This is a genomic window from Jiangella alkaliphila (assembly GCF_900105925.1).
GTDB classification, from domain to species: domain Bacteria; phylum Actinomycetota; class Actinomycetes; order Jiangellales; family Jiangellaceae; genus Jiangella; species Jiangella alkaliphila.
Map to the genome: position 1 here is coordinate 4235342 of NZ_LT629791.1, position 22196 is coordinate 4257537.

The following is a 22196-nucleotide window of genomic DNA, read 5'->3' on the forward strand; positions in this document are numbered from 1 at the left end:
GCTCAGCCGCAGGCCGCCGCGAACGTGAAGTCGTTCGTGACGACGCGCTGGCCGAGGTCCTTCAGGGCGTGGTCGGCGTCGATCTCGAAGACGTCGAGCAGCGGGCTGGTGTTGAGGTCGAACTGCAGCCGCTCGATGTCCGTCGTCCAGGAGAACTGCCCGTAGCGGCCGTCGGTCACCTCGACGAGGCGGACGTCGTCGAGGTACTCGCGGCCGGTCGGGTTCGCCATGGTGAACGTCCGGCTGACCCGGGTGCCGTCGGCGAGCGTCAGGTCGACGGTCGTCGCCGGGTCCTTGGACGGCAGGACGTAGTGCAGGCCGCTGGTGTGGGCGCGCAGCCGGCCGTCCTCGACCGTGAACACCGCGTCCATGAACAGCGGCTCGTCCCCGGCGCCCGGCTCGACCAGGTCGTAGGCGCCGCCGGACATCCGCACCCGCAGTTCGCCATCGTCCATCGCCACCGTGACGTCCTCGATGACGTGGGTGTCCGGCTCGAGGATCGGATAGAGCAGCGGCGTGGTCGAGCCCCAGAACCGGCCCTCCATCGGGCCGCAGCCGGTGTCGGGCGAGATGCCGGCGGCGTGCCGGTCGTCGCCGGGGTCGTCGTAGTCGATCGCGACGGTGATCCCGCTTGGGGCGTGGGTGGCGAGGACGGAGTTCGCGGCGCCGTCGTAGCGCGTCAGCTGCCACTCCGACCTGGCCTGCCGCGAGTACGTCACCTCGGCGGGCGCGGCGTCGACGAGGACCGGCCTGGGCATGACCGCGGCGGGCGGGATGCGACGGTCCAGCAGCGGGCTCGCCACCGCGGGAGCCGACGCGGCGAGGACGCCGAGAGCGCAGAGGGTGCTCACCAGCACGCGAGGCTTCATGGGGCGACGCTAGGGCGGCCGGGCGAACGCAGGGTGGGCCGGACATGACGGCTCGATTGCCGATGCTCCAACGCCGGCCGGCGCAGAGCCGGCAATGATCACGCCTGCGTGACGGCGGTCCTCCGGTGCCGGAGCCAGTCCGCGAACCGCGTGGGGCCCAGCCGCACGCCGTCATCGGGGAGGAGCGAACGTTCGCTCAGCAGGGCGCCGTAGTGGCGGGCTCGCTCGTCGGTGACCACCGTGCGCGGATCGTCGCGGGCGGACAGGTCGTCCCAGACGAGCTCGTCGAACCGGAACCGTTGCGGCCCGGCGATCTCGACGACGCCGTTCGCCGGCGGCCCCGCCGAGAGCCGTCCGACCTCCGCGGCGACGTCGTCGGCGGCGACGGGCTGGATCAGCACCGGAGCGACCCGCACCGCCTCGTCGTCGGTCGCGGCGTCGACGATGCGCATGAGGAACTCGAAGAACTGCGTCGCCCGGACGATGGTGAAGGGGATCGACGAGCTCGAGACGAGGTTCTCCTGCGCCAGCTTGGCGCGGAAGTAGCCGATGTCGGCGAGCCGGTCGGCACCCACGACCGACAGGGCGACGTGATGCCCGACGCCCGCGGCCGCCTCCGCGGCGACCAGGTGGCGCGTGGACGTCTCGAAGAAGCGCAGGGCCGCGTCGCCGTCGAACGACCGCGCATCGGCGACGTCGATCACCACCGACGCGCCGGCGAGCGCACCGTCCAGGCCCGCGCGCGTGAGGGTGTCGACCCCGGTCGACGGCGACGCCGGTACGGCATCGTGGCCCTGCCGCTGCAGCAGGGCGATGGCCGCGGTCCCGATCAGTCCGGTGCCGCCGATCACGACGATCCTCATGGCCGGCCTCCGCTCTCGGTCAACGTTCTGCTCCAGAGGACCGGGCCAAGGCGCCGGTTGTGACAGCCGGCAGCAGGAACCAGTGCCGGTGGACGCAGAGGACGCGGACGTGTTCGACTGGGCCGTCGCTGCTCTCCATGACCAGGCGCCACTGGACCTCGGCGGCCGCGCCGCACTCGGGGCACGAGGTCAGGTCCAGCGCGCCTGCGCCCAGTAGTCGCGTCGTCATGGTCGCCTCCACGGTTCGGATCGCTGCCCCCGGCGGCGCCGGTGACAGCACCCTCCCGTCCCCGTGAGCGGTGCCGCACCGTTGAGAGTGCGTGGCCGTTGCGTGGCGACGTCCGTGGCCGGCCGGGGTGCCCCGGTGGCGCCCCGTGGCGACGTGCCTCGTCAGGGGGCGGGCCGCGCCAGGGCGGTGCGCAGCTGCCGGCGGCTGGTGACGTCGAGCTTCGTGAAGACCTTGCGCAGATGCCACTCCACGGTGTGGCGGCTGAGGTAGAGCTCGGAGCCGATCTCGGGATTGGTGCGTCCGTCTGCCGCCAGACGGGCGATGTGCAGCTCCCGGGCGGTGAGCTCCTTGCGGGTGTCGGCCGTCAGCCTGCGCACCGTCTCGCCGGTGGCGGCCAGCTCACGGCGGGCCCGCTCGGCGAACGCCTCGACGCCCATGGCCGTGAGCGAGTCGTGGGCGTGCCGAAGATGCGGGCGTGCGTCGGCGCGGCGATCGGACCGGCGCAGCCACTCGCCGTAGAGCAGCTGCGCCCGCGCCAGCTCGACGCGCAGGCCGACGCGACCGAGGCGGTCGATCGCCTCACGGTAGAGCTCCTCGGCCCGGCTGCCGTCCCGCAGCAGCGCCTCGGATCGGGCCGCGACGCCCAGCGCCCAATCGGTGCCGCAGATCTCGGCCGTCTCGGTGAGCAGTTCGGCCGCGGCGACCGCGGTCGCGAGGTCGTCACACCGCGTCGCCGCCTCGACCAGCTCGGCCAGCGTCCAGCCACCCGGCTGGGTCCCGACGGGAAGCAGCGTCATTCGCCCGTCGTCCTCGACCGGTCCGAGAAACTCCCGGCAGTGCGCGAGCGCCGCCGCATAGTCGCCGTTGCCGTTGCACAGCACCGCGTTCGCCCAGGACGTCAGCGCGATGACCAGCCCTTCGCCACGGGCGACGGCATCGGCCTTCGCGGCCGCGATCAGCGGTTCGCCGTGTTCGACGTCGCCGCGCAGCGCTGCCAGGCCGATGGCGGCGTACGGATGCAGCGTCGTGCCGGCCACTTCGGCCAGTGCGTCGGCCTCGTCGAGCAGGGCGCCGGCAGTGACGAGATCGCCGCCGAAGATGTGCGGGTAGACCACGCTGTTCAGCGCGAACTGGAGGGCGTTCAGAGCGCCGGCCTCGCGCGCGAACTCGAGGTGCCGGCCGGCCAGTGCGCTCCAGCCGGGCAGGTCCCATCCGTCGCAGGCGAGCGCGCCGGCGAGCACCAGGAACCGCAGCCCTTCCTCGACCGGGAGCTCTTCGGCTCGGTACGTCTCGACGACCCGTCTCATCAACGGCGCGGCGGCGGCGAGGCCGTCCACCTGCAGCACTGCCATGCACTGCAGGAGCAGGTCGCTTCGACGCGGGCGGAGCGGAACCGGCGCGTTCCGGGCCGCCCGCGCGACCTCGACCGCCCCGGGCTCGCCCACGCGCCGTGCGGCGAACAGGGTGGCTTCGAGCGCCGTCACGTAGGTGTCGAGCGCGAGCTCGAGATCGAGCGGCTCCAGCCGGCGAGCGGCGGCCAGCAGCAGCGGCACGGCTTCGTGGCCGCGGTTCGAGGCGAAGGCGATCTGGGCCCGGAGCACTTCGGCGCGAGCGCGTTGCAGCTCGCTCAGTGGACGGCGCCCGGCCAGTGCGAGCAGCTGCAGAGCGCGCTCGAACGCACCGGCGTGCACCATGGTCTGCGCCGCCTTGAGCTCACGCTCGACGCGCTCGGCCTCGTCCGGGGTCAGCCTGGCCGCCCGTTCGAGGAACGCGGCCGCGGCGGCGAGGCCACCGTGTGCCAGCGCTCGGTCGGCGGAGCGCTCCAGCTCCGCGGCCACCGTCTCGTCCGGGCCGGAGGCGGCGTGCGCGCGGTGCCACGCCAGCCGGTCCGGGTCGCGGTCCGCGTCGGTGGCGTCGGCGAGGGCCAGGTGCGCCGCCTGCCGGTCCCGTTGCCCGGCCGAGCGGTAGACCGCGGAGCGGACGAGCGGGTGACGGAACCGCACCGTGTCCCACACGTCGATCAGCTCCGCCGCCTCGGCCGGGCTGGCCGCGTCCATGCCGAGGCCCAGGCGCTCGGCCGCGCGCCAGAGCAGACCGGCGTCGCCGAGCGGCTCGGCCGCCGCGATCAGCAGGAGGCGCCGGGTCTCGTCGGGCAGCGGCTCGAGCCGGCGCCGGAACCGTTCCTCGATGCGGCCGGACACGCTGCCGCCGGCTGCCTGCTCCGGCCCGAACGTCAGCTCCGCCGACGACAACCACCGCGGCAGCTCCACCAACGCCAGGGGGTTCCCGCGGGTCTCCGCGAGGATCCGTTCGCGCACCCGGCTGTCCAGCGGCGTTGTGACCACCGACTCCAGCACCGCCACGGCGTCGGCCTTGTTCAGCCCGTGCACCGTCAGCAGCGGCAGGCCGGCCCAGGCCTGCTCGTCCTCGCTCGCCCGGGCCGCGACGACCATGACGATCGACTCCGCGGCCAGCCGGCGCGCGACGAAACTGAGAATCTGCGCGGAGGCCTGGTCGAGCCACTGCGCGTCGTCGATCACGCACACCAGGAGCTGATCGCCCGCGTGCTCGGAGAGCAGGGTCAGGACGCCCAGCCCGATCATGAACCGATCCGGCGGCCTCCCGGTGCGTAGGCCGAACGCCGTGCCCAGGGCCTCGGCCTGCGGCGCCGGCACCCCTTCCAGCCCGTCGAGCAGGGGCGCACACAGCTGATGGAGGCCGGCGAACGCGAGCTCCATCTCCGACTCGACACCCGCCACCCGCAGGTCCCGCCAGTCCGACGCCGCATCGACGAGGTAGTCCAGCAGCGCCGTCTTGCCGATGCCCGCCTCACCCTGCATCACGAGCACGGCGCTATGGCCCGACCGCGCCGCTCGGAGCAGGTCGAGCAGTACTCCGCACTCCTTGTCCCGCCCTCGTAACCACCGTGGAGGGCGCGGCCCGAGCTGCACGACTGCCTCCATGCGGTCGAGGTGCGGCCGGGCCGATGCGGGCGCGCGGCCAGAGCCGATCCATCAGACTCGCACTCGCGGTTCCCTCCGGACAAGACCTGGGCGCCGGTGCCGGAGGGCGATCATGGCGTCAGAGCGAACACCGCCAGGCCGATGAGAACCAGGAACAGCACTCCGAGGATGATGAAGTACGAGCGCATCCGGCGGAATCCGTTCGGGCGTGCGGGCGGCGTATCCATATCGTCTCCGTGGCATCGGCGGACTGCATCATGGGTGGCAGACGCGTTGTACGAGGTCCTGCCAGCTCTGCGCGAGTCGCTGCTCGGTCCCGGCGGCGCCGGGCTCGAGGTCCGCTGCCGACAGGTAGAGCAGGAGCGGGCCGTCCAGGGCCGCGGTGAGTTGGATGGACAGGATGTCGAGGTTGACGGATCCGAGGTCCAGCCGGCCGAGCAGCATGCGGATGTGCGTCTGGGAGAGGGGCGTCTGCGCCCCCGCCGGTATGGGCTGGCGGCCGTCCAGCGCGGCCCGGGCGACCTCGCGGTACTCCAGCATGAAGCCCACCCGGGCCCGGCCGTAGGCGATCAAGCGCTCCAGTGGTGCGGCGCCCGGGCCCAGCGGTGGCGGCCCGGCCAGCACCCGCTCCTGGAAGGCGCGCTCGCCATCGTCCAGCAGCGCCTGGAAGATCCCCGCGCGGGTGCCGAACCGCCGGAACACCGTGCCCTTGCCCAATCCCGACCGTTCTGCCAACGCGTCCATGGTCAGCCGGTCGACGCCGAGCTCGGCGATCATCTCGCGGGCCGTGGCCACCAGGTGCAGCCGGTTCCGTGCCGCGTCGGCGCGCTCGGTGTGCGGTGCTCCCCACGACACGACGGGCTGGTCCACGGAGATTCACTCTACCGGCGTGGAATTAAGCGGGGTAAAGTCCGGTTACGCTATCGACAACCCCATGAACGAGGAGCAGCTATGACCACGACCGAGACAACGGAGCGCTTCACCGCGCTGCCTGATGAGGCGACGCTCGCGGCGACCGTCGTCGCTCTCGAGGAGCACGGATTCAGCGTCGAGATCGTCGACGACCTCGCCGACGCGCGCCGGGCGGCCCTGGCCCGCATTCCCGAGGGCTCCACGGTGATGACGAACACGTCGGTGACGCTGCAGGAGACCGGTATCGAGGACGCGGTCAACGGCGGTGGTCCGTACGAGTCGGCGCGCAACAAGATGCTGGCGCTCGACTTCCAGACGCAGGCGCAGGACATGAAGGTGATCGCCGGTCAGCCCGACTACGCCCTGGGCAGTGTCCACGCGGTCACCGGCGACGGAACGCTCGTCATCGCCTCGGCCTCCGGCAGCCAGCTCGCCACCTACGCCTGGGGTGCGGCCAACGTCATCTTCGTCGTCGGCGCGCAGAAGCTCGTCCCCACGCTGGACGCGGCGCACGAACGCGTCTACCAGCACAGTCTGAAGCTCGAGGACGCCCGTGCCCAGGCTGCCTACGGCCAGCACAGCTACGTCGGAAAGGTCCTCGAGATCCACCAGGAACTCCCCGGCCGCATCCACATCATCCTCACCCGGCAGCCGGTCGGCTTCTAGCCCGCGTACGCCTCAGGGCGCCGGCGGCTGGTCCACCCGGGCCTGGGCCGCGGCCGCGCGTACCCGCGCCGCCGCGGCGCCGTTCCCGTCGCCGGCGTCGTCGAGGCAGTCCGCCAGGCTGGTCAGCGACACCGCCTGGTCGTAGAACCCGCCGACTGACGCGAACAGCCCGGCCGCCTGCTCGTACGCCTCGACGGCGGCCGGCCAGTCGCGCAGGCCGCGGTGGGCGGCGGCCATGCTGTCCCAGGTGACGGCGCGGTAGAACGTGTCGTCGAGGGCGGTCACCAGCTCCAGCGCCTCCCGGCAGCAGACCAGTGCCTGCTCGTACTCGCCGCGCAGGACGTGGGCCCAGCCGACCGCGTTGAGCGCGTCCGCCACGCCCGGAGGGTCGCCCGCGGCCCGGAACAGCGCCAGCGCCTCACGGTTGTGCGCGAGCACCTCGTCGGCCCGTCCGAGGTCCTCGAGGATGATCGCGATGCTGCGCAGCGCCCGCGCCTGGCTCGGCCGGTCGCCCGCCCGCGCCCACAGCTCCAGGGCCGCCCGCAGCTCGGCCAGCGCGTCGTCCGGGCGGCCCTGCCGGCCGAGCGCGCGCCCGAGCCAGCGGTGTGAGGCCGCCCTGAGCCCGTCGTCGCCGAGCCGGTCGGCGATCCGCAGGCACGTGCGGGCCAGGTGTGCGGCGTCGGGCCAGCGGCCCTGCCGGTCCACGAGCACCATGACGGCCGCGGCCAGCTCCCAGACGATCCCGGCCGGTCCGGTCGTCGCGGCCGCCTCGACGGTCGCGAGCAGCGCGTCCCGCTCGGAGTCGAACCAGGCCAGCATCTCGGCCTCGGACCCGAACGCGTGGCCGTCGTCGGCATGGGCCGCGCTCAGGCGTGGCGCCTCGTGGGCCGGGCGGAACGTCGTCACCGCGGCGACGGCCGAGCGGGCCCGATGCTCCACCAGGCGGTCCGCGGCGGCCGCGACATCCGCCGGGTCGTCGCCGGCGGCCAGCTCCGCGGCGTACTCGCGCAGCAGGTCGTGCAGGCTGAAGCGGCCGGGCGTGCGCTCGACGACGAGGTGGGCTCGGGTGAGCTCGCCGAGCAGGCCACCGGCCTCCACCCGCCCCACGCCGCCGAGCGCCGCCGCGGCGGGGACGTCCAGGTCCGCTCCGGGCGCCTGGCCGGCCCGCCGGAACAGCAGCGCGGCCGCCGGGCCGAGCCCGGCATACGACCACGAGAACACCGAGCGCAGGTCGATGGCCTGGTCGTCGTCGGCGAGGGCGTCCAGCCGGGTGCGCGCCACGCGGAGGTCGGCGGCCACCGTTCGCGGCGAGCCGGGCGTCGTGTTGATCCGGGCCGCGACGACGGTGAGCGCCAGCGGCAGCCGGGCGCACGCCTCGACCAGCTCGTCGACCGCGGGCTCGACGTCCCCCGTCACCCGGGCGTCGAGGCGGCCCAGCAGCAGCCGGCGGGCCTCCTCGGCCGAGGGCAGGTCCAGCGCGAGCAGGTGCGCGCCCGCCGTCGCGTTCAGGCCCGTCAGCCGCCGGCGGCTGGTGACCAGCGCCGCCGAGCCCGGTGACCCGGGCAGCAGCGGCCGCACCTGCGCGGCGTCGAGGGCGTTGTCGAGCACGACGAGCATCCGGCGGCCGGCCAGCAGGCTCCGGTACAGCCCGAGCTGTGCGTCGGCCGTCGCCGGGATGCGCGCCGCCGGCACCTGAAGCGCTTCGAGCAGCGTGCGCACGGCGTCCTCGGGCGCCAGCGGGCGGCCGCTGGGTGCGAAGCCGCGCAGGTCGAGGAAGAGCTGCCCGTCGGGGAACCGCGCGGACGCCGACCGCCGCGCCCACTGCACGGCCAGCGCGGTCTTCCCGACGCCCGCGGTCCCGGTGATCGCCACGCAGGCCGGCGGGTCTCCGTCGGGCACCAGCCGCCGGTCCAGTTCGGCGAGCGCCTCGTCGCGGCCGGCGAACCCGGCCGCGGCCGGCGGGAGCTGGTGCGGGACCGGCGGGGCGACGTCGCGGTCGTGGGCCGGTCGTTCCCGGAGCAGGGCGGTGTGGACGGCGCGCAGTTGCGGCCCGGGGTCGGCGCCCAGCTCGTCGGCTATCCGGGAACGGACCCGCTCGTACTGTTCCAACGCCTCGGCGCGCCGGCCGGATCGCTCCAGCGCGGTGAGCAGCAGGGCCCACAGCGGCTCGCGCAGCGGATGGCGCGCGGTGAGCTCACGCAGCTGAGGGAGGAGCTCGGCCTGCCGCCCGGCCTCGAGGTCCAGCCGGATCCGCCGCTCCAGCGCGCCGGCGTACCGCTCGCTCAGCCGGTCCCGTTCGGCCTGCAGCCCCGACGTCTCGACGTCGTCGAACGGGATGCCCCGCCAGAGCGCGAGCGCCTGCTCGAGCGCGGCGCGCTCGTCCGGCGCGCCCGCCAGCTCGTCGGCCCGGTCCAGCGTCCGCTCGAACCTCCGCACGTCGACCTCGTCGTCGCCGAGGCGCAGCGCGTAGCCGTGCACGGTGGTGGCGATGGCGTCGCGGCCGAGCACCTGCCGCAACCGGACGACGTAGGTCTGCAGGCTGCGTCGCGGATGCGCCGGTTCCTCGTCCGGCCAGAGGACCAGCGCCAGATCCTCGACGGACGCACCGCGCTCGCCGGCCACGGCCAGCGCGGTGAGCAGAGCCCGCAGCCGGCCCGTCGCCGGCTCGACGCGACGGCCGTCGATCTCCAGTTCCAGGGGCCCCAACAGCCGGAGGGCCGGCCGCGATGTGCTCACGCGGGCACCATAGAGGGCCGGTATTTGCGTGCGCAACAGCCATGGCGATTTGTGCCGAAATGGCCTGCTACGTGCGATGACGCCGGAGTGAAGACGTTGTGAAGACGTCCGCTGTGATCATTCGCCCAACTGGGGACCCCAGGGTGACGGTTCTGCTAGGCCGAAGGGGCGGGTATGGCGGACTACGGCGATTTCAGGGTTCTGCGGCTGCGAGGCGTTTGCGCCGCGATCATCGCGTCAGTCGTTGCCGGGGCGGGTCTGGCCCTACCGGCGCCGGCGGTGACCGGTGGCGGGACGGTGAGCCCGGACTGGGCGCGACCGCAGGTCCGGATCGAGGTGGGCGAGGAGCAGGCGTGCTCCGGGGCTCTGGTCGCACCGCAGTGGGTGCTCACCGCGGCGTCCTGCTTCACGGCCGATGGTGCTTCCGACGAGGTGCGTACGGGTGCGGCTCCAGCAGGAACGACGGCGACCGTGGGGCGGCCGGACCGGTCCACGGCGGACGGGTTCGTGCGCGGTGTCGACTGGGTCGTGCCGCACCCGGACCAGGACGTGGCGCTGGCGCGGCTGACGCTGGGTGTGGACATCGCGCCGTGGCCGATCGCCGACGCTCCCGCGTCGGCCGGCGAGGCGCTGGCGATCAGCGGCTTCGGCCGGACCGAAGGCGTGTGGGCACCTGACGACCTGCAGGCGGCCACCGTGACGGCGAGTGAGGTCACCGACGTGTCGATCGGGCTGAGCGCTCCCGCCGAGTCGTCGGCGGGGGCATGCGAGGGCGACGCCGGCGCCCCGGTGACCCGGTCCGTGAACGGCGCGGTGCAGATCGTCGGCGTCGTCGTCGGCTCGGCCAAGAACGGCTGCCTCGTCGCCCCGGGCGACGGGGAGAGCACGGCGCGGGCCGTCCGCGCCGACGTCCTGGCGGACTGGATCGACCGGAACACGGTCTGGTATCGCAACGCGTTCGTCGCGTCGTACACCACCTCGGACGCCGACGGCGACGGGCACCTCGACGGCATCGGCGGCTACAACCTCGCCGACCCCAACGATCAGATCGTCGCCGTCGACTACGAGGGCACCGGGCGACTGGATCATCTGCTGATCTACCGACCGGGTGCACAGAAGAAGTACTGGGTGGTCAAGCGTCGTGCCGACGGGTCGTTCGAGCGGGTGTTCCAGAACGCCGACGCCGGCATCGGGCCGGTGCCGACCGGCGGGACCGTGATGCTCGGCCAGGCCCGCGACCGGGTCTTCGCGTTCGACTGCCATCGGTCCGGCAAGCAGGACTGCATCGTCGTCTACCGCCCGGGTGTGGTCAGCGGCGACAGCGAGAGCGGTTCGTACAGCGTCTTCGAACGCGATCCGGACGGCGGGTACGAGGTGGTCTTCCGCCACAAGCCGGCCCGGCTGAACGCGGCGTCAACCCAGATGCTGGCGCTGGACGACCACGGAGCAGCGGCGGGCCAGCACCTCGTGTTCTACCGGCCCGGTGCCGGCCTGGTCACGATCCGCTCCTGGATCTTCGACGACGACACCGAGGCGTGGACGTCCGGGCCGGACGTCTACACGACGGAGAGCGCGGGGATCGGCGGCTTCGGCGTCAACCAGGCGCGGGACCGGATGATCGCGTTCGACTGCCACCGCTCCGGGCGCGAGGACTGCCTCGTGGGCTACCGGCCGGGTGTGGTCGCGTCGGACGGCGAGAGCTCGGCCTACCGGGTGATCGAACGGGCCGCCGACGGCACCTACCGCACCGTGTCCCGGCAAGTGCTCGGCCAGCTCAACGCGACCTCCGACCAGCTGATCGCCTACGACTACGACGGGTCCGGGCTCATGGACCACCTGGTCTTCTACCGGCCCGGCGGACGCCTGGTGACGGTGCTGCCCTGGCGCAGCGGTGCGGGCGGTACCTGGGCGGCGGGCCCGGCCGTGTACTCCAGCACGGTCGGGATCGGCGGCTACAACCTGGCCCAACCCCAGGACCGGCTGGTCGCCTACGACAACAACCACCGGGGTTCGCCCACCGATCTCGTCGCCTACCGGCCGGGGTCGCGCACCGCCTGGGTGCTCGGACGCCAGGTCGAACGCGGTGACGCCGCCATCACGGTCACCCGGCCGGCCGGCGCCGACTCGATCGTGGAGACCTTCGACTATCCCGTGGACTTCCAGCACGAGTTCACCGGTACGTCCGGTCGCGTCGACTGGGGCACGGACGAGGCCGAGGCGATGAACTTCGAACTGCTCTCCGGCGACGGCGGGATCATCTGGGTCTCGTGCAGCACGGCCCCGGAGGACGGAGTCGGCGTGGTCAAGGTGTTCCCACGCTTGTTGAACGGTGAGGACGAGGTCGGTGAGCCGCACCTCGGCCAGACGGCGGTGTGCTTCAAGGTGCTCGGATCATCGGGGTACGTGAAGCTTCGGGTCCCGAGCGTCCTCGAGGTCCAGGGCGACAGCCGCTCACCGGGGGCCGGCCATGACCTGGACGCGACGGTGGTGAACCTGACGTCCGGCGATGAGCGGACCGAGCGCGTCGAGCGGGACCAGAGCGAGCAGTTCGGACACGTGGACGCGAACTGTGATGAGAGCCATCCGGACTTCCCCGACGTCTGCAACGAGACCCTGCTCGAACTGCGGATCGTCGACTGAGGGAGTGACGGCGATGAAGGCGATGCGCGTGTGGCGCGAGCGGGCGCCATGGCAGACGATGACGGTGGCCGGTGCTGTGCTCTCGTTGCTTCTCGTGGGCAGCCCCACGGCCGACGACCGGGCCGCGGCGGCCGAGGCGGATCCACCCGCCGCCCCGGCCTGCGAACGCCAGGTGGTACTGGACGCCTGGGTCACAGGCGGTCTGAACGTCGCTCCGGCGGCGGAGGAGGCCCTGCTCGGAGATGACGCGGCGATCTGCGCCTTCCTCGACCGGCTTCCCCGGCTCGCGGCGCAGGACGACCGTGAGCAGGTCAACCGCGTCAAGTCCGGCGGAGGCCCTGAGGTGGCCGCCGCCGCCAACGCGGCTCTGAGGTCGGACGACGAGGGCGCCGTGGAGGCGTTTCTCGATGGCGGCTGGGAGCTTGCTCGCCAGATCGACCTGCGCGCCAGGGTGAACGAGATGAAGTCGGCGGGTGGACCGGAGGTCCGGGCCGCCGCGAACGCGGTGCTGCGCAACGGCTCGCGTGAAGCGCTGGGGCAGTTCGTCGATTCGGGCTGGCTGGTGCCGTACCGGATGGATCTCCGGGCGACCGTCAATCGTGCGATGTCCCAAGGTGGCCCGCAGGTGCGGGCCGCGGCGAACCGGGCGCTCCAGGACGGCAGTCAGGAGATGCAGGAGCGGTTCGTCCAGATCGACTGGGGCGTGGCCCAGGCCCGCGACAACGAGGCTCAGACGCTGAACGATCTCCGGGCGAGCGCCACCGAGGCGACCCGCCTGGCGGCCTTCGAGACGATCTCGGCGGTCGCACAGGCCGACCGGGCGGAGGCCGAGTCCCTGGCGGCCAGGAACGATGCGGAAGAGGCACAACGTCTCGCCCTGGCGGCCGGACGGGAGTCCGCAGCTGCCCGGACTTACGCGCAACAGGCCGCCGAGGCTGCCGACCGCGCCGCGGCGGCCGCCAACGTCGCTGTCCAAGCGGCGCGGGCCGCGGCCGACGCCGCGCGCGCCGCCGCGGGGGCCGCCGGACGCGCGGCGACCGCGGCAGCGCGGGCCCACACGTCCTCTGACGAGGCGTGGGCGGCCGCGACGGCGGCAGAGCTGGACGCCGGCGCTGCTGCCGCGGCGCTGGCTCACAACCGGCGAATGCAGGAGGTCGGTGCGCAGATCTCTGACTGGCGCGCACCCATCGATCAGATCGCGGCAGTCGCCGCTCGGGCGTTCGCCGCGGCCGACGCCGCCGAGTCGGCGCGGGCGAACACCGAGGTCGCCGGGCGCGCGGCTGAGGCTGCCGGCCATCATGCCGGGGACGCGAGCGCCGAGGCCAGGGCCGCGTTCGCCGCGGCCGGGCGGGCACGAACCAGCGCTGAACGGGCGCGGCGCGCCACTGCGGAGACGGTCCGGCACGCGAACGTCGCCCAGGACGCGGCCGGCCAGGCGCGCGACGCCGCCACGCGGGCGGTGTCCTATGCGGAGGCGGCGGGGAGGGCGGCGGCGAGTGCGGCCGAGCACGCCGGCAGTGCCGTCAACGCGGCCCAGCTGGCGACCGAGCACGCGAACAACGCCTACCGCGCGGCGGAGGACGCGTTGGATGCGGCGGAGCTCGCTCAGACCATCTATACGTCGGCGCGGTTGGCCGACGCCGAACGGCTCCAGGACGAGCTGGAGACCGAGTTGTCCTTGGCCCGGCATGTCAGCGCGGAAGCGGCCGAGGTCCGCTGGGAGGACGTTCGCAGCTTCGACGTGCCGATGCGCGACTATCACGATCCGCAGGTCGATGCCCTGATCGCCGAGGCCGTCGACGATGAGACCGACCGGGCGGTGGCGGTGGGCCATGCGCGGGAGGTCGCACGGTACTTCGCGGTCGTGCCCGGCACGTGGACCAGCTCGGCGGCTGTGGCCGCTCTCGGCGAGGACGACGACCGTGTGCTCGAGTTCGTCCGCAGCGGGCTGGCCCTCGCCGAGGAACAGGACGATCGCACGACGCTGACGGGTCTCATGGTCACCGGCACCCCGGCCATGAAGGCCGCCGCGCAGGCCGCCCTCGACGCCGGCTGGCCCGACGTCATCGCGTTCCTCGACGACCCGGACTATCCCGAGCGAGCGGCCGAAGAACGCGCGCGGGTCAACCGAATCCTGTCCGAGGCCCGCAGCGCCGGGAACGTCGAGACCGAGGAGGCGGCGAACATCGCCCTGCGCTCGGAGGATCCGGCCGCACTCGAGGTGTTCCTGGCGACGACACACAACACCGCTCGCACGATCGACGTCCGGGCGAAGGTCGGCGCGATCGCCGGCGACGAGTCCTACGGCACCGAGGTGCGCAACGGCGCCCAGGTCGCTCTCGCGGGCACGACGTCCATGCAGGTCGACTTCCTGGAGGTGGAGCAGCACCGCGCGGCCGAACGCGACTACGCGACCGCGACCCACAACTACATCGCCACCTCCTTGGTGATCGAGACGGCGCAGATCGCCGAGAAGGCCGTCCAACTGGCGCGCACCGCGCAGGCCGCCGCGGCGGATGCCCGCGGCGCGGCGGAGCAGGCCGTCGGTTACGCGAACGACGCCGGTGCGGCGGCCGGACGGGCGCAGGCGTTCGCCACCCAGGCCGTCGCCCACGCACAGGACGCCGCCGGATCCGCCGAGCGAGCGGCGCAGTCCGTCCGCACCGCTGCGGCCGCCACGCAGCAGGCCCAGCTGTCGGCCCGGCGGGCGTCCCTCTCGGCCGGCGCGGCACGCGCCTCGGCCGTGGCGGCGGCGCAGGACGCGGCCAGCGCGTTCGCCGCCTACGACGTCGCTTACAACGCGCAGTTCGAGGCCCATCAGGACGCGTCCGAAGCCGCTCGCATCGCCGTCGAGGTGTTCGAGGACTATCTGGAACAGGCACGGCACCGTCTGGGCGATTTCAGGGCCGCCTCGGAGGTGCACTGCAGGATGGGGCCCCTGGACATCGACATGCCCGGATTCCACAACTGCGACCAATACATCAACCAGGAGATCAACGACCCCAACGGGCCGCTGCACAACCCGGACGGCTACGCCGCGGACAACACCAGGCGCTGCAATGACCAGTTCGCCGGCGGGGCTCTGGACACCTGCCTGTCCCTCGTCCTGAGCCCGCTGTTCAAATACGCGCTCAACGGGATCGCCAGCCGTGAGATGGCCGGCCACCGTCTCGCCGACGAATACGTGCTGCTGACCGCACGGGATCTGTACGAGGGTCTCTCGCAGATCGACGTGATCAACGACTGCCGGGACGCCCATCCCAGCAGCGGTCCAGGTGCCGCGTACAGCTTCGGCGAATGTGTCAGCGGGATCTGGGACATCGTCCAGAATCCCGACTGGGACCAGCACTCGAGCCAGTGGAACGGAACCTTCATCGGATCGCTCGTCCCCGAGGAACTCCGCTTCGCCCAGTACAACTCGATCTTGGGAAGAATGTACCTGCTCCACAACATCAACGATCAGGCCATCCTCCTCTCGATTCATGAGACCGAGCTCGCCACTTCACTGCTGCGCATCCTTCCGGCCGCGTGCGTGCTCGAGGGTGACACGTGCCCCCAGCAGGCGACCGCGTGGCAGCTCGAGAGGCTGAGTGAGTCGATCAGGCCGGAGAACAACCAGGGTTATCTCGTCGACGAGTCCGGACGGGTGCTCGACGCGAACGGTCTGCCCGTCGCGAGTCTCCCGCCGATCGACGATCTCGAGGAATGGGCGAGGTATACGGTCGAGAGCGGCCTGCACGAGGACTTGGCGGCCCTCGAGCAACGCATCGGACTCCTGTTCAGGCAGTCGTTCGGTCTGCCCATGGCGCCGCCGACCTGGCAGCTCGAGACACAGCTCGCACATCGTGTGGCCACGCGTGAGGTGGCGCTGCGCAACAACACGCTGCGGCTGGTCATGAACAACCCGGGCGGTGTCTGCGACGCGGTGCCGCCCGAGACGCGGCCCGATGACCAGCGGCAGGTGGTGGCGGGGTGCGTCCAGGCCATCAAGATGCTGCTGCCGGCCGGCACGACCATGATCATCTACTACCCCGACCCGGAGAACCCGGGAGAACTCCTGGAAGTCACCGTCCGCGGCGTCGGCACCTGGCTGGACTGAGCCGTTCCGCCACGCCCGCTGGGACGGCGCCGGCCGCGCCGTCCCAGCGGGTGCGGGCCTTACGGCGCAGGACGTCGAGCATTCAGCGCACCTCCGGCAGCCGGTAGAACGCCGTCGCGGTGCCGCCGAGCACCTGGGCGCGGTCGTCGGGGGCGAGCGGCTCCAGCAGCTCGAGGGTCGCCCGCCACACCGGCTGGTAGCCGCCGGCCAGGACGCTGACCGGCCAGTCGCCGCCGAACATCAACCGGCCGGGACCGAACAGCTCGAGGGCGTGCTCGACGTACGGCGCGAGGTCGGCGGTTTGCCACGTCTCCCAGTCCGCCGCCGTGTTGAGCCCGGACACCTTGGCGTGGACGTTCGGGTACTCCGCCGCGCGGCGCAGCAGCGACGCCCAGGGCTCCCAGCCGCGGTCGCGGATCGGCGGTTTGGCCAGGTGGTCGATGACCAGCCGCAAGCCGGGATGCCGCTCGGCCAGCGTGGCGACGTGCTCGAGGTGCCGCGGCAGCACCGCCACCACGTCGAAGGCGAGGTCGCGCTCGGCCAGCAGCCCGAGGGTGTCGAGTACGGCGTCCTGCAGCAGCCAGTCCGGGTCGGGCTCGTCATGGATGAGGTGCCGGATGCCGACGAACCGGGGGTCGGCCGCGAACCGGTCGAGCACCGCCGTCGCGGCCGCGGCGTCAGTGAGGTCGGCCCAGCCGACCACGCCGGCCACCTCCGGGTGTCGGTCGGCCTGGGTCAGCATCGCCTCGGTGTCCTCGACGGAGTTCGCCGCCTGCACCAGCACGGTGGCGTCGACCCCCGCGGCGGTCAGCTCGGGTTCGAGGTCCGGCCAGTCGAACGTGCGGTAGATGGGGCCGTCGGCGGGCGTGAGCCAGGGGTAGGCGACCGCATCGAGGTCCCAGAAGTGCTGATGTGCGTCGACGACTCTCATCCGGTGATCGACCTCCTGGCCAGAGTGTAGGGACTGCGGTTCGTGTCCAAGACGTACTTCACAGCTCAGGAGTCCGCGTGGCCAGGCCCGTGTTCTCGTGCTGAGCTATGCCGCCGGGGTCTTGTAAGGAGCAAACGAGAGTGCGAGTCTGAGTGATCCGCTCTGGCCGGCGCGCCCGCACCCGCGCGGCTGGACCTCTCGTCCGCAGGAGGCAGTCGTGGAGTTCGGCTCGCGCCCGTCACGGCGGCTACGAGGGCGTGACGAGGAGTGCCGGACGTTGCTCGACCTGCTGCGTGCGGCGCGGATGGGCACCAGCGGCGTGCTCATGGTGCAGGGTGAGGCCGGCATCGGCAAGACGGCCCTGCTCGATTTCCTCGTCGACGCGGCGACGCAGTGCCGGGTGCTGCGTGCCGCCGGCGTCGAGTCGGAGATCGAGCTCGCGTTCGCCGGCCTCCACCAGCTGTGCAGCCCGCTGCTCGACGGGCGCGACGGGCGCGACGGACTGGACGGACTGGACGGCCTGCCGGCGCCCCAGGCGGAGGCGCTCGGGACGGCGTTCGGCCTGCGGACCGGCCGGCCGCCGGACCACTTCCTCATCGGGCTGGGGGTCCTGAGCCTGCTCTCGGAGCACGCGGACGACCGTCCTCTGGTCTGTGTGATCGACGACGCCCAGTGGCTCGACCGGGCCTCGGTCGAGATCCTGACGTTCGTCGCCCGCCGGCTTGCCGCGGAGCCGATCCTCATGGTGTTCGCGGCCAGGGCGGGCGGCGACGAGCAGGCGTGGGCGCGCCTGCCCCGGCTGGCGGTGCTCGGGCTGCCCAAGGCCGACGCCGTCGCCGTCCTGGAGTCGGTCGTGACGACGCCACTGGACCGGCGGGTGCGCGACCGGATCCTGGCCGAGACCCGGGGGAACCCGCTGGCGCTGCTGGAGCTGCCCCGGTCGATGTCGTCGGCCGAGCTGGTGTTCGGTCCCGCATCGCCGGCCGCCGGGACCGTGACCAGCCGCATCGAGGACGGATTCCGCCGCCGGCTCGACACGCTGCCCGACGACACCCGCAGGCTGCTGCTCGTGGCGGCGACCGAACCGCTCGGCGACGTCCACCTGCTCCGGCGCGCGGCCGAGCGTCTCGGTCTCACCATGGACGCCGCCACCCCGGCCGAGGCCGCGGGCCTGATCGACGTCTGGGACGCGGTCCGGTTCCGGCACCCGCTCGTGCGCTCCGCGGTTTATCACTCCGCGACAGTGCCGGACCGGCAGGCGGCACACCGCGTGCTCGCCGACGTCACCGACGCCGATCGCGACCCGGACCGGCGGGCCTGGCACCGCGCCCAGGCGACCACCGACCCGGACGAGGGCGTGGCCGCCGAGCTGGAGCGCTCGGCCGACCGCGCGCTGGCTCACGGCGGCCTGGCTGCCGGCGCCGCCCTGCTGGAACGGGCCGCCCGGCTCACCCCGGACGACGCCGACCGCGTCGAGCGCGAGCTCAAGGCGGCCCAGACCATGATGCACGCCGGTGCCGTCGAGGACGCGCTGCGCCTGCTCGGGCGGCTCGACCACCGGTCCCCGACCGAGCTGCAGCGCGCCCGCGCCGAGGAGCTCCAGGCCCAGATCGCGTTCGTCTCGAACCGTGGCCGTGAGGCCCTTCAGCTGCTGCTGGCCGCCGCTCGCCGGCTGGAGCCGCTCGATCTCGAGCTCGCGCGCGACACGTACGTCAACGCCCTCGAGGCCACCATGTTCGCCGGACTGCGGATGGGCGAACCCGTGGTCGTCGAGGTCGCCCGGGCGGCGCGATCGGCGCCGCGTCCGCTGCGCACGCGGCAGAGCGATCTGTTCCTCCAGGCGATCGCCGTGCTCCAGGACGAGGGTTACGTCGCCGCGGCGCCCCAGATGCGACGGGTCGTCGAATCGTTCGACACCGACGACATCCCCGTCGAGGAGGCGCTGCGCTTCCTGACACTCGGGAGCGAGATCGCCATCTACCTGTGGGACCTGCCCGGGTGGGTCTCGTTGTGCCACCGGCAGCTGGGGCTCGCCCGCGAGTCCGGCGCCTTGCACGTGGCGCAGTTCGCGCTGTCCAACGTGCTCTACAAGAGCCTCTTCACCGGTGCCGTCGCCACCGCCTCCGCACTGCTCGACGAGGCCACCGCCCTGGCCGAGGTCGCCGGAAGGGCACTGCCGCCGTACAGCGAGATCGGCCTGGCCGCGTTCCGCGGCGACCAGGAGCACTCGGGACCGCTGATCGCCGCGGCGAGGTCCGACGCCGCCGCTCGCGGTGAAGGGGTGGTCGTGGCGCTCTCCCTCTGGGCCAGCGCCATGGTGGGCAACGGCAACGGCGACTACCCGGCCGCGCTGGCACACTGCCTCGAGCTCCTCGACCCGGCCGTGCATGACGGACGGGTGACGCTGCCGCCGGCCGGAACCCAGCCCGGCAGCTGGGCGCTGGCCGAACTGGTCGAGGCGGCCAGCCGGTGCGACGACGCCGCGACCGCGGCCGCGGCGGCCGAGCGGCTCGGTGAGGTGGCCGACGCCAGCGGCACGGACTGGGCGCTCGGCGTGTCGGCACGGTGCGCCGCACAGCTGCACGACGACAGCCGGGCCGAGGACCTCTACCGCGAGGCCGTCGACCGGCTCGAGCGTGCCGGCGCGCGGGTGGACCTGGCAAGGACCCAGCTGCTCTACGGCGAGTGGTTGCGCCGGTCGGGCCACCGCACGGAGGCGCGGGAGTTCCTGCGGCCCGCGCACGCCTCGCTGACGGCGATGGGCGTGAACGCCTTCGCCGAACGGGCCCGCCGGGAACTGGCCGCCACCGGCGAGACCGTGCGCGGGCGGGCCGCTCACACCCGCCAGGAACTCACCGCCCAGGAGTTGCACATCGCCCGCCTGGCCGCGGAGGGACGCACCAACCCCGAGATCGGGGCCGCGCTCTACCTCAGCCGGCACACGGTGGAATGGCACCTGCGGAAAGTGTTCGCGAAGCTCGACGTCAGCAGCCGCCGTCAGCTGGGCGACGCCCTGGGCCGGCCCGTCGCCTGACGATCGCGCGCCGTTCTCCAGGTCCTCGGGCCACTCGAGTCCACCGCTTCGGGATGTCGAGAATGTGGCGCCGGCTCCGTCCCAGGGACATCAGCGGCCACGACCGGCCGCATGACGACGAAGGAGGACCACCATGCGCAACCTCGTAGTCCAGCAGTGGGTGACCGTCGACAACATCGCCGCGGAGGAGGACGGCGGGCTCAGCTTCGTGTCGGGGGAGCCCTTCTCCGATGCGACCAACCCTGCGTTCAAGGCGAAGATGATGGGGTTCGTCGACTCGGTCGACACGTTGATCCTCGGCGCGAACACCTACGCCCAGACCAAGGACTACTGGCCGTACGCCGACGACCAGGGCGAGTACGGCGAGAAGCTCAACAACCTCACGAAGCTCGTCGCCTCGTCGAAGCTGGATGCCGCCCCCTGGGGCGACTTTCCCGCCGCGACCGTGACGCGCGACCCGGCCGCCACCATCCGGGAGCTCAAGGAGCAGGACGGCAAGGACATCTGGCTGTGGGGGAGCTTGACCCTCATGCGCTCCCTGCTGGGCGCCGGCGTCGTCGACGAGATCACCCTGCTCGTCTGCCCGGTGTCACGCGGTAGCGGAACACGCCTTTTCGAGGATCGGCAAGACCTGAAGCCGGTGGAGGCCACCGCGCTCGACAACGGCGTGGTGATTCTGCGCTACGAGATCAAGAAATAGCCGCGGCTCTGCTACGTCCGCGGCAGCGGGGGCGCGGCGCACTAGGGCGTGTCTCCCAAGTCCATGGCCTACTGCGCGACGCCCAGGCGGCGCCTCGCTGCGTTCTCGTCAGTCGTCATAGAACCCCGCTATGTCTCCCTCCTCGGCCTTGCGAGGCATCCACCTGGACGCCGCTCGCTACGGCCGAGACTTGGGAGACACGCCCTAGCCGTCGCCGCGCCCGGCGTAGTACGGACGATCGGGTCGGGAGGGTTCGACGGCCATGCAGCGGCTCCTTGAGCGTGGCGGGCAGCCCTGCGCGGACATGGGTGCACGGCCGCATCACCTGAGGCGGCACGTGAGACTATGAGGCCCCGATGGCGACGTCAAGCAATCGATTACTGAGGGCATCGCGAGCAGGTGCGCCTACCTGCGGTCAGCCCATCAAGCTCCACTGCTTTCGGAGAATTCGACGTCGAGGAGATGAGCATGGGCGAGGGCATCCGGGGTCTGTCCAACCGGACGGCAGCGGTGAGCCGATCGATCAGCGCCGAGAACGTCACGGGCGGCAAGGGCGCCGGTGGGCGAGCGGTCGACGGCACCGGCGCTCAGGCGGCGGGCAGCCTCGGCCAGGGCTGGAAGATCTCGCCCAGCGTCAAGATCGCGCCCGGAGAGACCGTCGTGCTCGGCCGGATCGAGGGTTCCGGCACCATCACCCACGTGTGGTGCACCACCGCGCCGCATCGTGCGTGGCGAGGGACCATCCTGCGATTCCATTGGGACGACAGCGCCGAGCCCGCGGTCGAGGTGCCGCTCGGTGACTTCTTCTGCAACGGCTGGAACGCGTACAGCCACGTCTCGTCCGCGGTCGTCGCCGTCAACCCGAACGGGGGCTTCAACTGCTATTGGGAGATGCCGTTTCGCAGCGCGGCTGAGATCACTGTGGAGAACGTCTCTGCCGAGGAGGTCGTGCTCTACTACCAGATCGACTACGAACTGGCCGAGGTTCCGCCGGCCGCCGCATACTTCCACGCCCAGTGGCGGCGCAGTCACCCGGTGCCGCTCGGCGAGGTGCACACGCTTCTCGACCGGGTCGAGGGGGCGGGCCACTACGTCGGGAGCTATCTGGCCTGGGGGGTCAACAGCCCGGGCTGGTGGGGCGAGGGCGAGGTGAAGTTCTATCTCGACGGCGACGACGCGTTCCCGACCATCTGCGGCACCGGCACCGAGGACTACTTCGGCGGTGCGTGGAACTTCGACGTCCCAGGTCAGGGGTACACGGCCTACACCACGCCATACTTGGGTCTCAACCAGGTGCTGCCGCCGGACGGGCTCTACGCGAGCCAGCAACGGTTCGGGATGTACCGCTGGCACATTCTGGACCCGATCCGGTTCGCCGAAGACCTCCGGGTCACGGTGCAGAGCCTGGGTATCGGGCCGGGGCACCACAACGGCCTGCGCAGTCGGTTCCGGCAGACCAGCGACGACATCGCGTCCACGGTGTTCTTCTATCTCGACGCACCCAGCTGTTCGCGGCCACCGGCGCCGGACCTGCGCACCATGGAAGTGGACTAG

The 22196-nt window shown here is 72.4% G+C and carries 13 protein-coding genes; 6 read left to right on the plus strand and 7 right to left on the minus strand.

Annotation, left to right across the window (positions count from 1 at the left end; all coding sequences use genetic code 11):
- Positions 1-2: 2 nt before the first annotated feature.
- From BLV05_RS19295 to BLV05_RS19315, 5 genes are all read right to left on the minus strand, one after another.
- Complete coding sequence (locus BLV05_RS19295; RefSeq protein ID WP_152691003.1) at positions 3-869, minus strand: hypothetical protein; 867 nt, start codon at positions 867-869, stop codon at positions 3-5.
- 98 nt (positions 870-967) lie between these two features.
- Positions 968-1732: an SDR family oxidoreductase gene (locus BLV05_RS19300; protein ID WP_046771743.1), complete on the minus strand. Its 765-nt coding sequence runs from the start codon at positions 1730-1732 to the stop codon at positions 968-970.
- Positions 1733-1751: 19 nt separating this feature from the next.
- A complete protein-coding gene (locus BLV05_RS19305) occupies positions 1752-1961 on the minus strand; it encodes a hypothetical protein (protein ID WP_152691004.1) in 210 nt (69 codons plus the stop codon).
- Positions 1962-2122: 161 nt separating this feature from the next.
- Positions 2123-4924 (minus strand): helix-turn-helix transcriptional regulator, encoded by a 2802-nt coding sequence (locus BLV05_RS19310; protein ID WP_046771745.1) that lies wholly within the window; start codon positions 4922-4924, stop codon positions 2123-2125.
- A 255-nt stretch (positions 4925-5179) separates the two neighbouring features.
- The gene (locus BLV05_RS19315; protein ID WP_046771746.1) at positions 5180-5794 is read right to left on the minus strand and encodes a TetR/AcrR family transcriptional regulator; all 615 of its coding nucleotides are present in this window, start codon (positions 5792-5794) and stop codon (positions 5180-5182) included.
- Between the two features lie 81 nt (positions 5795-5875).
- Between BLV05_RS19315 and BLV05_RS19320 the strand changes: the two genes are divergently transcribed.
- On the plus strand, positions 5876-6502 hold the full coding sequence (locus BLV05_RS19320; protein ID WP_052762974.1) for an LUD domain-containing protein: 627 nt from the start codon (positions 5876-5878) through the stop codon (positions 6500-6502).
- Between the two features lie 12 nt (positions 6503-6514).
- On the opposite strand, the gene BLV05_RS19325 is transcribed toward BLV05_RS19320, so the two are convergent.
- On the minus strand, positions 6515-9238 hold the full coding sequence (locus tag BLV05_RS19325; protein ID WP_046771747.1) for an AfsR/SARP family transcriptional regulator: 2724 nt from the start codon (positions 9236-9238) through the stop codon (positions 6515-6517).
- Positions 9239-9517: 279 nt separating this feature from the next.
- Here BLV05_RS19325 and BLV05_RS19330 point away from each other — a divergent pair, with 279 nt between their 5' ends.
- Positions 9518-11878, plus strand: a complete 2361-nt coding sequence (locus tag BLV05_RS19330) for a S1 family peptidase (protein WP_172860674.1) — start codon at positions 9518-9520, stop codon at positions 11876-11878.
- A 13-nt stretch (positions 11879-11891) separates the two neighbouring features.
- A complete protein-coding gene (locus BLV05_RS19335) occupies positions 11892-15977 on the plus strand; it encodes a hypothetical protein (protein WP_152691005.1) in 4086 nt (1361 codons plus the stop codon).
- An 82-nt stretch (positions 15978-16059) separates the two neighbouring features.
- Here BLV05_RS19335 and BLV05_RS19340 read toward each other — a convergent pair whose 3' ends face one another.
- Positions 16060-16908, minus strand: a complete 849-nt coding sequence (locus tag BLV05_RS19340; protein WP_046771748.1) for an amidohydrolase family protein — start codon at positions 16906-16908, stop codon at positions 16060-16062.
- 217 nt (positions 16909-17125) lie between these two features.
- On the opposite strand from BLV05_RS19340, the gene BLV05_RS19345 reads away from it, so the two are divergent.
- From BLV05_RS19345 to BLV05_RS19355, 3 genes are all read left to right on the plus strand, one after another.
- Complete coding sequence (locus tag BLV05_RS19345; RefSeq protein ID WP_046771749.1) at positions 17126-19942, plus strand: helix-turn-helix transcriptional regulator; 2817 nt, start codon at positions 17126-17128, stop codon at positions 19940-19942.
- A 133-nt stretch (positions 19943-20075) separates the two neighbouring features.
- Positions 20076-20642 carry a dihydrofolate reductase family protein gene (locus BLV05_RS19350; RefSeq protein WP_046771750.1) on the plus strand — a complete coding sequence of 189 codons (567 nt, stop codon included), beginning with the start codon at positions 20076-20078 and terminating at the stop codon, positions 20640-20642.
- 462 nt (positions 20643-21104) lie between these two features.
- Positions 21105-22196, plus strand: a complete 1092-nt coding sequence (locus tag BLV05_RS19355; protein ID WP_046771751.1) for a glycoside hydrolase family 172 protein — start codon at positions 21105-21107, stop codon at positions 22194-22196.

Bases quoted from the DNA above. Each gene is read 5' to 3' on its own strand.
- BLV05_RS19295 (WP_152691003.1), bottom strand. From the start codon at position 869: ATGAAGCCTCGCGTGCTGGTGAGCACCCTCTGCGCTCTCGGCGTCCTC.
- BLV05_RS19320 (WP_052762974.1), top strand. From the start codon at position 5,876: ATGACCACGACCGAGACAACGGAGCGCTTCACCGCGCTGCCTGATGAG.
- BLV05_RS19340 (WP_046771748.1), bottom strand. From the start codon at position 16,908: ATGAGAGTCGTCGACGCACATCAGCACTTCTGGGACCTCGATGCGGTC.
- BLV05_RS19355 (WP_046771751.1), top strand. From the start codon at position 21,105: ATGAGCATGGGCGAGGGCATCCGGGGTCTGTCCAACCGGACGGCAGCG.
- BLV05_RS19300 (WP_046771743.1), bottom strand. From the start codon at position 1,732: ATGAGGATCGTCGTGATCGGCGGCACCGGACTGATCGGGACCGCGGCC.
- BLV05_RS19350 (WP_046771750.1), top strand. From the start codon at position 20,076: ATGCGCAACCTCGTAGTCCAGCAGTGGGTGACCGTCGACAACATCGCC.
- BLV05_RS19305 (WP_152691004.1), bottom strand. From the start codon at position 1,961: ATGACGACGCGACTACTGGGCGCAGGCGCGCTGGACCTGACCTCGTGC.
- BLV05_RS19335 (WP_152691005.1), top strand. From the start codon at position 11,892: ATGAAGGCGATGCGCGTGTGGCGCGAGCGGGCGCCATGGCAGACGATG.
- BLV05_RS19310 (WP_046771745.1), bottom strand. From the start codon at position 4,924: ATGGAGGCAGTCGTGCAGCTCGGGCCGCGCCCTCCACGGTGGTTACGA.